Genomic DNA, 12,326 nt, shown 5'->3' with positions numbered 1-12,326 from the left:
GCCCCCCCCGCTCCCGGACACGCCGACCGGCACCTGGGGCAGGGCAAGGGAGAGCACACCGATGGTCGCGGCCATCAGCGCCATCAGCACCGGCGCCTGGAAGTCACCGGGCAGCACGCTGCTCGTGAGCGGTGAGCGCCCGTTGAGCAGGCTGTACCGCACCGGAGGGCGACCTCGGGTGCGGACGTGCCAGGAATTGCCGCACGATGTCGCAATGGCGAGGGCTCGGCTGCGTCAGAGCAGCAGGCTCTCGATGCCGCCTCGCAGGAAGTAGACGACGAACAGTGCCGCAACCAGGTACATCAGCCAGTGGACGTCCTTGGCGCGGCCACGAATCACGCGGATCAGCACGAACATGATGAAGCCGGCCCCCATGCCCACGGTGATGGAGTACGCGAACGGCATCAGGATGATGGTGAGGAACGCCGGCACTGCGATCTCCACGTCGGTGAAGTCGATGTCCGTGACCTGGGTCATCATCAGGAAGCCCACCATCACCAGGGCCGGGGTGGCCGCCTCGTACGGCACCAGTGCGACCAGGGGCGACAGGAAGGTGGTCAACAAGAAAGTGATGCCCACGACCACCGAGGACAGGCCCGTGCGGGCACCCTCGGCCACACCGGAGGTGGACTCCACGAAGCTGGTGTTGGAGGAGACACCGCCGAGGCCACCGGCGATGGCGCCCACGGAGTCCACCACCAGGATGCGCTGGGAGCGGGGGATGTCGCCGGTCTCGTCGACCAGCCCGGCCCCGGAGGCCACACCCACCATCGTGCCCATGGTGTCGAAGAAGTCCGCCAGCAGCAGGGAGAAGACGATGACGGTCGCCCCGATCGCGCCCGCTGCGGTGATCCCGCCGATCGGATCCACGGTGAACAGTGTGGCGAAGTCCGGCACCTGGATCGGGAACTCGCTGATGGAGGGCACGTTCATGGCCCAGCCACCGGGGTTGCCCTCCCCCTCGGGCCCGGCGGGGGCGAAGGCGCCGAGCTTCAGCGCGCTCTCGAGCACGATGGCCAGGACGGTCGCGAACACGATCGAGATCAGGATGGCGCCGGGGACCTTGCGCACCCACAGCACGAACATCAGCAGCAGACCGGTGACGAACACGAAGGTGGGCCAGCCGGTGAGGGAGCCGTCGTTGCCCAACTGCACCGGGGTGCCGGTGGCAGTGGTGACGAACTTGGCGTTGTACAGGCCCAGGAACGCGATGAACAGACCGATGCCGACGGCGATCGCCGTCTTGAGGAACGGCGGGACGGCATCGAACACGGCCTTGCGGAATCCGGTGAGCACCAGTAGCAGGACGATCACGCCCTCCAGCAGCACCAGGCCCATTGCCCCGCCCCAGGTCATGCCCGGCAGGGGCACCACCGAGTAGGCGACGTAGGCGTTGAGGCCGAGCCCCGCGGCCAGCGCCAGGGGGAACTTCGCCCAGGTGCCCATGACGATGCTGAGCAGGCCGGCGATCAGTGCGGTGCCGGCGGCGACCGCCGGCAGATTGGGCTCCGCCCCGCCGCCCAGGTACTGGCCGGTGGAGTCGGGGACGGTGCCGATGATCAGCGGGTTCAGCACCACGATGTAGCACATCGAGAAGAACGTGACCAGGCCGCCGCGGATCTCTCGCGAGACGCTCGAGCCGCGGTCGCTGATGCCGAAGAAGCGGTCCAGACCGCCGCGAGGGGCGGTGGCGGTCGCTGTGGAGGCCGGCGCAGTGCCACCCTCGCGATCAGCGGAGCCGGAGCCGACGGCCGCGGCGGCGGGCCGCGCATCGGAGGGGGACGAAGAGGGGGACGGGGACGAGGGGGATGAGGGGAGATCAGACTGCATGGGGGCGATCGTATCGGCCTGCGGGCCCAGGAACCGTCGTCGTCGGCGCTCAGCTGCGTGAGGTGAGCGACTCCTCCTGGGCCACCCGACGCATGTGCCGGTAGTAGTCGGTCAGCTCGAGCTGGGAGGCGGCGGCCTCGTCGACCACCACGCTCACGGCGGGGTGCAGCTGGAGGCAGCTCGCGGGCCAGCGGGCGCTGATCGGGCCCTCGACCATCTGCGCGATCGCCCGGGCCTTGTTCTCACCGGTGGCGGTGAGCACGATCTCCTTCGCTTCGCGGATCGTGCCGAGGCCCTGCGAGAGGGCCAGGGTCGGCACGTCCTCGCGGGAGTCGAAGAAGCGGGCGTTGTCGGCGATGGTCGACTCGGTCAGCACCACGGGACGGGTGCGGGAGGCCAGGGAGCTGCCGGGCTCGTTGAAGGCGATGTGGCCGTTGGAGCCGATGCCCAGGATCTGCAGGTCCACTCCCCCGGCCTCCGCGATCGAGCGGTCGTAGCGATCGGCCTCGGCGATCGGGTCGGCAGCCTGCCCGTGGGGCGAGAGCACAGCGGCGTCGTCGATGTCGATGTGCCAGGTGAGGTTCTCGCGGATGAACCGGTGGTAGCTCTGCTCGTGATCGGAGGGCAGACCCACGTACTCGTCCAGCAGGAAAGCGCGGGCGGAGGCGAAGGACAGCCCCTCCTCCCGGTGGCGGCGGATCAGTTCCCGGTAGCCGGCCAGCGGGGAGGAACCGGTGGCCAGGCCCAGCACGACGGGGCCTGCATCACGCAGCACTCGCTCGAAGACGTCAGCGACCTCGCGTGCACCTTCGGCGGCGTCAGAAACGATGATGACCTGCATTGACGGTGTTCCTCCTGCGTGCGGACACGGGCCACCGATGCCCACCTATTGGCCGTTTGCGCTCGACTGCGCGTGGAGTCGAGCACGTTCGGTCACATCCTACCGCGGGCGCACCGTGTGGCGGCCGCCAGACGCAGCGCGCCCTCGCTCCGGGGAGCAAGGGCGCGTGCGTCAGCGGCGGGATCCACGAGCGCGGGTCGTGGATCCGCGCGGCATCACTGGGGCTTGGAGGAGGTGTTGGCCGCCAGCTCGAAGGCGGCGCGCGGCGTGGTCTGCTCCGGGATGCCGATGATGTCGCGGCGGGAGATCAGGTTGGTGACCCAGCCGGCGACCACAGCGGCCTTTCGGCCGATCGTGGGCATGGCGTACACGTGGTACGCGCGAGCGGCGGCCCAGGCGGGCAGGCCGCGCAGGTCGAACTCCTTGTCGCCCACGTGCAGGCGACCGACGCCCTTGTACATGCCCAGGGTGGCCATGGTGCCGAGGTTCTTGTGGTAGTAGTCCACCAGCGGGCGGCCCTGAACGGAGCGCGCGATGTTGTCGGCGATCCGCTTGCCCTGGCGCACCGCGTGCTGCGCGTTGGGCGGGCAGAACTTGCCCTCGCCCGCGGCCAGGTCCGGCACGGCGGCGCAGTCGCCGGCGGCGAACACGTTGTCGATCGGGCCGTCGGCGCCGTTGACGCGCAGGTCGGCGAGGGTGTCGACCTTGCCCATCAGGGGGCCGCGCTCGGTGATGACGGGGAGGTCCGAGCCCCCCTCCTCCAGCAGGATCGGGCTGGGCTTGACGCCCGCGTTCCACACCAGCAGGTCGGTCTCGAACTCGTCGCCGTCGCTGGTCTTGACCACGCCGTCCTCAGCGGAGTTCAGGAAGGTCTCCAGCTTCACCTCGATGCCGCGCTCGCGCAGCTGGTTCAGCACGTAGGCGCGCTGGTCCTCGGTGAGCTCGGGGAAGATGAACGGAGCGGCGTCGATCAGCACGAAGCGGATGTCCGAGGCGTGCAGGTCGGGGTAGTAGCGCAGGGCGTCGCGGACCATGTCCTCGGTCTCGGCGATGGCCTCACCGCCGGCGAAGCCGCCGCCCACGAAGGTGAAGGTGAGCAGGCGCTTGCGGATCTTCGGATCCTTGGTGGAGGCGGCCTCGGCGAGATTGGCGAGGACGCGGTCGCGCACGGCCACGGCCTCCTCGACCCACTTGAAGCCGATCGCAGCCTCGGCCAGGCCCGGGATGGGCAGCAGGCGCGGCACGGCACCCAGACCCACCACCAGGTAGTCGTAGGAGATCTCGAGCTGGACGTCGTCCTCGGTGTCGACCACCACGAGGTTGTCGGCACTGCGGATGGAGGTCACGGTGCCGGTGACGACCTTGGTGCCGGCGAGGATCTTGCGCAGCGGGGCCAGCACGTTGCGCGGATCGATGGAGCCGGCGCCGACCTCGGGGAGGAAGGGCTGGTACGTCATGTAGGGGCGGGAGTCGACGACGGTGATCGCGACCTCGGTCCCGAGGGACTTGCGGAGGTCCGCCGCAGTGGTGAGTCCGACGGACCCGCCGCCGAGGATCAGGACGTGAGGCTTGCCGCCATGAGAGTTGTTCATGGGTACAGCGTAGGGCGCTCCGAGAGGCCGCACAAAAGGCGGCCCCCGCAATCAACATCACACAGGAAGCAGGCTGAGGGCGATCCCGTCGAGGATGTCATGCTCGCTGGTGCGGGAGACCTGCAGGTCGGCGGTGCTCTGCAGTCGCCGTGCCACGCGGGACCAGATGAGCGCGCCCGCTCCGATCACATCGATGCGGCCGGGGTGGATCGCCGAGAGCTCGGCGCGCTCGGCGCGAGGCATGGCCAGCAGACGCTCGCACAGCTCGACGGTCTCGTCGATGTCCAGCCGGGCTCCGTGGGTGACATCGGGCCTGTACTCGGTGACACCCATTGCCAGCGCCGTCAGCGTGGTGACCGTGCCGGCCACACCCACCAGCACGGAGGTGGACTCCAACGGCAGCTGCTGGGCGGCCCGGTCCAACAGGGAGTCGACGTCGGCCGCAGCGGCCGCGATCTCCGCTGCGGTGGGCGGGTCGGAGGCCAGGTGGCGCTCCGTCATCCGCACCGACCCCATGTCCAGGCTCACGCGGTGGCTGGGCGCGTCGGTGCCCAGCACGAGCTCGGTGGAGCCGCCACCGATGTCGACCACCAGGCGGGGCCCCTCGGGCAGGTCCTCGAGGGTGGTGACCGCGCCCCGGTAGGAGAGCTCGGCCTCCTCCTCGCCGCTGATCACCTCGGGCTCCACCCCCAGGATCTCGCGGATGCCGGAGATGAACAGGTCGCGGTTGGTGGCGTCGCGCGTGGCGGAGGTGGCCGTGAATCGCAGGCGGCGCGCACCGTGGTGCTCGATCAGCCGCCCGTAGCGACGGGCCGCATCCAGGGTGCGCTCCACGGCGGCCGGGTCGAACCGGCCCGTGCGGTCGACTCCCTGGCCCAGGCGCACGATCTCCATGTGCCGCTCGAGATCCACCAGACCGGGACCGGAGGGGTCGGCTCGCGCGATCAGCAGGCGGATGGAGTTGGTGCCGCAGTCGATCGCGGCCACGGGCGGATCCTGATGCTCGCGCGCGCTCATCGCTGCTCCCCCTCGCGCCGCTCGCAGCGGCACACCAGCTCCGGCCAGGCGCCGTCGATGCCGACCAGCACCTCCTCGGCCACGGGATTGATGCCGGGCCCCTCGGCCAGGGCCTGCCCGGCCAGGGCGTGGAGGCACTTGACCCGTTCGGGCATGCCTCCGGCGCTGGTCCCGCTGATCTCGGGGACATCGCCCAGCTCCGCGCGGCGCTGCAGGTAGCGCTGGTGAGCGCCGCGGTAGGCCTCGGCCAGGGCCGGATCCTCCCCCAGACGGGCGGTGAGCTCGGCCATGGCGCCGGTGGCCTCGACCCGGGAGATCTCCAGCACCAGCCAGGGAAGGGTCAGGTACAGGGAGGTGGGGAACGGGGTGCCGTCCTCGAGGCGGGGAGCGGTGCGCACCACGGCCGGCCGGCCGCAGGAGCAGCGGCGGGCGATGGAGATCACGCCCCGCATCTCACGGCCCAGCTGCTCGCGCATGGAGACGGCATCAGCCGGGGTGGCCGGGGTCTCGTGAGGCAGGGGCGGCAGGGAGGCCCCGTCGGGAACGGGTGGGAGAGAGGCGGTGGTCACTCGGCTTCGTCCTCATCGGTGGGGTCGGGGATGTCGTCGGCGGTGAGGCGGCTCGAGCCCTCGAGGCTCTCCCAGAGGGTCGAGAACCACTCGCCCTCGGTGGCCTCGACCGCGGCCTGCTCGGCCTCAGTCAGCGGCACGTCGCGCCCGGAGGTGTCGGTGAGGCGGTACTGGGTCTCCCCCGGCATCGCGAAGAGAAGGCGCTCACGGGCCTGGGCGGCCACGTACGCGGGATCCTCCCAGCGGGCGACCTGGTCCTGCAGCTCGTCGACCCGCTGCTGCTTCTGCTCCACCTCGGCCTGCAGCTCGGAGAGCTGCTGGCGCTGGGTGACGTAGGAGTTGACGGTGGGCAGCAGGGCCGCCAGTGCGATCACCACCAGCGACACCAGCACCAGGGTGCGGCGGGTGATGGTGATCCCGGGGCCGTCCTGCTGCGCGGTGCGGGAGCCGGCGGTGCTGCGGGGCCGGGATGCCTTGGCCGGGCCCCGCCCACGCGAGGGCGATCCTCCGGCGGTGGCGCGCGAGGAGCCGCCGGCGGCGCCGGTTCCCGACGGGCGCAAGGACGGGGTGCGCGAGGCGCTGGACCGGGCGCCGGAGCTGCGTGCACCGCTGCCGGTGCGGGCCGCGGGGCCCTTGGCGGGGGTGGGCGTGGCGTGGCCGCGTCGCCCTGGGGACGACGCGACCGGGCGCCTCGCGGATCGCGGGGCGCCCGGTCGTCTCGAAGTCATGCCCGCAGGATACGACCTCAGGCGGTGAAGCGCGGGAACGCGGCGGCGCCGGCGTACTTCGCGGCGCCCTCCAGCTCCTCCTCGATGCGCATCAGCTGGTTGTACTTGTTGACGCGCTCGCCACGGGCGGGGGCGCCCGACTTGATCTGGCCGCAGTTGGTGGCCACGGCGAGGTCGGCGATGATCGTGTCCTCGGTCTCACCGGAGCGGTGGGACATCATGCAGCGGAAGCCGCTGCGGTGGGCGAGGTCCACGGCGTCGAAGGTCTCGGACAGTGAGCCGATCTGGTTGACCTTCACCAGCAGGGCGTTGGCGGACTTCTCGAGGATGCCGCGGCCCAGGCGCTCAGGATTGGTGACGAACAGGTCGTCGCCCACCAGCTGCACCTTGTCGCCGAGGCGCTCGGTCATGGCGTTCCAGCCCTCCCAGTCGTCCTCGTTCAGCGGGTCCTCGATGGAGACCAGCGGGTAGGAGGCGACCAGCTCGGCGTAGTACTCGATCATCTCGGTGGCGGACTTCTTCTCGCCCTCGAAGGTGTAGGAGCCGTCCTCGAAGAACTCCGAGGCGGCCACGTCCAGGGCCAGGGCGACGTCCGCACCGGCCTTGTAGCCGGCCTTCTCGATCGCCTCGACGATCAGGTCCAGGGCCTCGCGGTTGGAGCCCAGGTTCGGGGCGAAGCCGCCCTCGTCGCCCAGGCCGGTGGCCAGGCCACGGTCCTTCAGCACGGCCTTGAGCGCGTGATAGACCTCAGCGCCCATGCGCACGGCCTCCTTGAAGGACTCCGCGCCGATCGGGGCGATCATGAACTCCTGGATGTCGACGTTGGAGTCCGCGTGGGAGCCGCCGTTGAGGATGTTCATCATCGGCACGGGCAGGATGTGAGCATTGGCGCCGCCCAGGTACTGGTAGAGGGGCACGCCGGCGGAATCGGCGCCGGCCTTGGCCACGGCCAGGGAGACGCCCAGGATGGCGTTGGCGCCCAGGGTGCCCTTGTTCTTCGAGCCGTCCAGCTCGATCATCGTGGAGTCGATCAGGCGCAGCTCCTGCACGTCCAGGCCCACCACCTTCGGGCCGATCTCCTCGATGACGGCGTCGACGGCCTGCTGCACGCCCTTGCCCAGGTAGCGGCCCTTGTCGCCGTCACGGCGCTCGACGGCCTCGAAGGCCCCGGTGGAGGCGCCGGAGGGGACCTCGGCGCGGGCGAAGGTGCCGTCGTCGAGCAGGACCTCGACCTCGACGGTGGGGTTGCCGCGGGAGTCCAGGATCTCGCGGGCGTGGACGGCATCGATGAAGGCTGCCATGTGCTGTTCCTTCCATAAGGGTGAGGATCGGTCACGGCCGGTCGGCGCTGACCGTCCACGCACCAGTCTAGGTGCACTCCCTCGGGACGTCAGAGGGATCGCGGATCATCCGCCGGTGCCGCGCCCTGGGCGCGCATGCGGGCCAGAAGTGACCGCAGGGCGCTCTCCGGGTCGATGTCGCGCGCCTCGGCGGCCACCACCACATCCAGCAGGGCACGACCGATGTCCCCGCCCCAGTCCTCGCGGTCCTCGGTGTCGACCTGATGGTCCGCGCTCTCCAGCAGCTCCTCGAGCCGGCCCGCGGAGCGCGCACGATGGACAGCCTTGGCGGCTGTCTGCAGGGACGGCAGGCCGGCGGGGATGGAGTCGAACCAGCCCGTGCGCCTCCCACCGCTGGCCTCCTGCTCGGCGGCCTTGACGGCGTGCCACTGAGCGATGATCTCGTCCACGTCGGCGCGGTCGTGCAGGGCGCGATCGCGATCCTCGCCGAAGATGTGGGGGTTGCGCCGCTCCATCTTGGCGACGAAGGAGCGGGCCACGTCGTCGACATCCCACGCGGGGTCCTCGTCCTGCCCGATGCGGGCATGGAACAGGATCTGGAACAGCAGGTCGCCGAGCTCGTCCGTCAGCGCGGTGGAGCCGTGAGCCGCCGGGGTGTCGATCACCTCGAGCACCTCGTGGGTCTCCTCCAGCAGGTACCGGGCCAGGGAGGCGTGGGTCTGCCGGTGCGTCCACGCGTCGCCATCGGGCGCGCGCAGCGCCTCCATCACTTCGACCGCACGCAGCAGGGCGGTTCCGCGCGGCGAAGGGAGGGACTCGTCGGATGCCGGATGGTCCTCGGCGGGCAGCTGGTCGGAGGGGGTCACGAGGCCGAGGCTACCGAGGCGGGGACCAGGGTGCGCAGCACCGCCCGTGCCCAGTCCAGCAGTTCGTGGTCGCGCAGCTCGGTGCCGCCCACGCGCGCGGTGGTGGGACGCGGCACCAGCACCTGTCGGGTGGCGGGCTTGAGCACGGTGCCCGGGTACAGGCGCTTGATCCGCAGCGCGGCGGAGTCCGGCACCTCCAGGTGTGCGAAGCGGATCATCTTGCCCTGGGCCTGGACCTCCTCGACACCGGCGGCGCGGGCGTCGATCCGGAAGCGGGCCACGTCCAGCAGCACCTCAACCGGGGCCGGCGGGGCACCGTAGCGATCGGTGAGCTCGGCCCGCACCTGCTCGATCTCCTCGACCTCCCGCACCGCGGAGAGCTTCGAGTACGCCTCCAGCCGCAGCCGTTCGGAGCCGATGTAGTCGTGCGGGATGTGGGCGTCCAGCGGGAGCTCCACCCGGATCTCCTTCTCGGGGGCGCCGCCCTCGCCGCGGAAGGCGGCCACGGCCTCGCCGACCATCCGCACGTACAGGTCGAACCCCACCCCGGCGATGTGCCCGGACTGCTCTCCGCCCAGCAGGTTGCCCGCACCGCGGATCTCCAGGTCCTTCATGGCCACCTGCATGCCGGCACCCAGGTCCGTGTTGGTGGCCAGGGTGGTCAGCCGGTCGTGCGCGGTCTCGGTCAGCGGCCTGGAGCCGTCGTAGAGGAAGTAGGCGTAGGCGCGCTCGGAGGAGCGCCCCACCCGGCCTCGCAGCTGATGCAGCTGGCTGAGACCGAACTTGTCGGCGTTCTCCACGATCAAGGTGTTGGCGTTGGCGATGTCCAGGCCGGTCTCGACGATCGTGGTGCACACCAGCACGTCGAACTCCTTCTCCCAGAAGTCGATGATCACCCGTTCCAGCTGGTGCTCGTTCATCTTGCCGTGCGCCACCTGCACGCGGGCATCGGGCACCAGCTCGCGCAGGTGCTGGGCCGTGCGGTCGATGTCCTCCACCCGGTTGTGGATGTAGAACACCTGGCCGTCCCGCAGCAGCTCGCGGCGGATCGCGGCGGTGACCTGCTTGTCGTCCTGGACCCCGACGTAGGTGAGCACGGGATGGCGCTCCTCCGGCGGGGTGGCCAGGATCGACATCTCGCGGATGCCGGTGACGGCCATCTCCAGGGTGCGCGGGATCGGGGTGGCGCTCATGGCCAGCACGTCCACGTTCGTGCGCAGGGCCTTCAGGGTCTCCTTGTGCTCCACGCCGAAGCGCTGCTCCTCATCGACGATCAGCAGGCCCAGGTCCTTGAACCGCACCTGCCCGGTCAGCAGACGGTGGGTGCCGATCACCACGTCGACGCTGCCGTCGGCGATGCCGTCGATGGTGGCCTGGGAGTCGGCCGGGGACTGGAAGCGGGACAGGCCCCGCACGGTGACGGGAAAGCCGGTGTACCGCTCGGTGAAGGTGTCCAGGTGCTGCTGGGCCAGCAGCGTCGTGGGGGCCAGCACGGCGACCTGCTTGCCGTCCTGGACGGCCTTGAAGGCCGCGCGCACGGCGATCTCGGTCTTGCCGTAGCCGACGTCGCCCAGGATCAGGCGGTCCATGGGGACGGGCTTCTCCATGTCGGCCTTGACGTCGTCGATGGTGACGAGCTGGTCCGGGGTCTCCACGAACTCGAAGGCGTCCTCGAGCTCCCGCTGCCAGGGGGTGTCCGGGGCGAAGGAGTGCCCGGGCGCGGACTGCCGCGCCGAGTACAGGCGCACCAGCTCGTCGGCGATCTCGCGGATGGCCTTGCGGGCGCGGGACTTGGTCTTGGCCCAGTCCGCCCCGCCCATGCGGTTGATCGACGGCTCCTCGCCGCCCACGTACTTGGTGACCTGGTCGAGCTGGTCGCTGGGCACGTAGAGGCGGTCCCCGGGCTGCCCCTTCTTGGAGGCCGCGTACTCGATGACCAGGTACTCGCGGGTGGTGCGCTTCGCTCCCGCACCCACGGTGCGGCTGGTCATCTCCACGAAGCGACCCACGCCGTGGTGGGCGTGGACCACGTGGTCCCCGGGCCGCAGCTGCAGGGGGTCCACCACGTTGCGGCGGCGGGTGGGCATCTTGCGCTCCTCGCCGCGACGGGCACCGGACTTGCCGGTCAGGTCCCGCTCCGAGGCGAGGATGATCTTGGCCGTCTCGTCGACCAGGCCCGCGGGGAAGGGGCCGACGGTGACCACGGCCTCGCCGGGGACGACCGGTGCGTCGAGACGCTCCGCGTACACGGCGGGAAGCCCCTCGGCACGCAGGTTCTCCACGGCGTGACGGGCTCCGCCCGGGCCCATCATGGTGGCGATCACGGACCAGCCCTCGCGGCGCCGCGCCTCGAGGTCCTTGGCGGCGTCCCCGGGCTTGCCGGAGTAGCCGGGGTGCGTGGTGGCCCTGGCGGTGACGTCCACATCGGTCTCGAGTCCGAAGGCGGCCAGGGTGAACCAGGGGCGGCCGCCCTTCCGCGCACGCTCGACGGCCTCGGCCAGCGGAACGAAGCTGGCATCGCCCACGTCGATGGGCAGCCCTCCCCCGGTGGCCGCGCTGGACCAGGCCGCGGCGAGGAACTCCTCGGTGGTGGAGACCAGCTCGTTCGCACGGCTGCGCACCTTCTCCGGCTCCAGCACCAGGAACCGGGCGCCGGCGGGCAGGACGTCGGAGACCTGCTCCATCTGCTCCACCAGCACGGGGCTGAGGGACTCCATGCCCTCGGCCGCGATGCCCGCGGCAATGCGCAGCAGTATCTCGCGGGCGCCGGGGAGCTGTTCGGCCATGGCCCGGGCGCGCTCGCGCACCTGCGGGGTCAGCAGGATCTCGCGGCAGGGCGGGGCGTCCAGTCCGTGGGGCACGACCTGCAGGGAGCGCTGGTCGGCGACGGAGAAGTACCGCACTTCGTCGATCTCGTCGCCGAACAGGTCCACCCGCACGGGGTGGGGCTCGGTCGGCGGGAACACGTCCAGGATGCCGCCGCGCACGGCGAACTCCCCGCGCTTCTCCACCATGTCCACGCGCACGTAGGCGGCGTCCACCAGGGCCTGCACCAGGTCATCCAGGGGGTACTCGTCACCGGTGCGGGCGCGGACGGGCATCAGGTCGCCCAGACCCGTGGCGATCGGCTGCAGCAGGGTGCGCACGGGCATCAGCAGCACGTGCACGGGCTGCTCCGTCTCGGGGTGCGCGATGCGGCGCAGAGTGGCCAGGCGGCGGGCCACGGTGTCGGCTCGCGGTGAGAGCTTCTCGTGCGGGAGGGTCTCCCAGGCGGGCAGCTCCGCCAGGTGGTCAGTGCCCACCAGGCAGCTCAGGGCGGAGCGGATGTCCTCCGCCGAGCGGGTGGTGGGAGTGATCACGACCAGCGGGTGCTGGGCATCGGCGCGGCGCGCGAGATCTGCCACGGCGAAGGGGAACAGCCCCGTCGCCGCGACGATGCTGCCGCCCTCCCCGGTCTTGGAGCCCTCCTCGACGAGGGCGCGGATGGCGGTGAGGTCATCCCCCTGCGCGATGTGCTCGAGCAGCGGGCCCAGAGGGGCACGCCGCGCAGGGGCATCGGCAGGGTTGCGGCGGGCGGTGTCG

At 71.0% G+C, this 12,326-nt stretch carries 9 protein-coding genes; all 9 read right to left on the bottom strand.

Annotated features, from left to right (window positions below; translation table 11 throughout):
- Positions 1–234: 234 nt before the first annotated feature.
- Positions 235–1,830 carry an NCS2 family permease gene (locus M3B01_RS13495; protein WP_259792892.1) on the bottom strand — a complete coding sequence of 532 codons (1,596 nt, stop codon included), beginning with the start codon at positions 1,828–1,830 and terminating at the stop codon, positions 235–237.
- A 49-nt stretch (positions 1,831–1,879) separates the two neighbouring features.
- Positions 1,880–2,671, bottom strand: coding sequence for a glucosamine-6-phosphate deaminase (gene nagB, locus M3B01_RS13490; protein ID WP_259792891.1), 792 nt, complete (start codon positions 2,669–2,671; stop codon positions 1,880–1,882).
- Between the two features lie 215 nt (positions 2,672–2,886).
- On the bottom strand, positions 2,887–4,263 hold the full coding sequence (locus tag M3B01_RS13485; protein WP_259792888.1) for an NAD(P)/FAD-dependent oxidoreductase: 1,377 nt from the start codon (positions 4,261–4,263) through the stop codon (positions 2,887–2,889).
- Between the two features lie 57 nt (positions 4,264–4,320).
- Positions 4,321–5,280 (bottom strand): Ppx/GppA phosphatase family protein, encoded by a 960-nt coding sequence (locus tag M3B01_RS13480; protein WP_259792886.1) that lies wholly within the window; start codon positions 5,278–5,280, stop codon positions 4,321–4,323.
- A complete protein-coding gene (locus M3B01_RS13475) occupies positions 5,277–5,849 on the bottom strand; it encodes a DUF501 domain-containing protein (protein ID WP_259792884.1) in 573 nt (190 codons plus the stop codon). The genes M3B01_RS13480 and M3B01_RS13475 overlap by 4 nt, the downstream gene beginning before the upstream one ends.
- A complete protein-coding gene (locus tag M3B01_RS13470) occupies positions 5,846–6,577 on the bottom strand; it encodes a septum formation initiator family protein (RefSeq protein ID WP_259792882.1) in 732 nt (243 codons plus the stop codon). The genes M3B01_RS13475 and M3B01_RS13470 overlap by 4 nt, the downstream gene beginning before the upstream one ends.
- Positions 6,578–6,594: 17 nt before the next feature.
- Positions 6,595–7,878 carry a phosphopyruvate hydratase gene (eno, locus tag M3B01_RS13465; protein ID WP_259792880.1) on the bottom strand — a complete coding sequence of 428 codons (1,284 nt, stop codon included), beginning with the start codon at positions 7,876–7,878 and terminating at the stop codon, positions 6,595–6,597.
- 89 nt (positions 7,879–7,967) lie between these two features.
- On the bottom strand, positions 7,968–8,744 hold the full coding sequence (locus M3B01_RS13460) for a MazG nucleotide pyrophosphohydrolase domain-containing protein (protein ID WP_259792878.1): 777 nt from the start codon (positions 8,742–8,744) through the stop codon (positions 7,968–7,970).
- Positions 8,741–12,277: a transcription-repair coupling factor gene (mfd, locus tag M3B01_RS13455; RefSeq protein ID WP_396123378.1), complete on the bottom strand. Its 3,537-nt coding sequence runs from the start codon at positions 12,275–12,277 to the stop codon at positions 8,741–8,743. The genes M3B01_RS13460 and mfd overlap by 4 nt, the downstream gene beginning before the upstream one ends.
- Positions 12,278–12,326 lie beyond the last annotated feature (49 nt).

The organism is Brachybacterium sp. p3-SID957 (assembly GCF_025144775.1).
Taxonomy (GTDB): domain Bacteria; phylum Actinomycetota; class Actinomycetes; order Actinomycetales; family Dermabacteraceae; genus Brachybacterium; species Brachybacterium epidermidis.
This window is presented reverse-complemented; position numbering and strand designations above follow the sequence as displayed.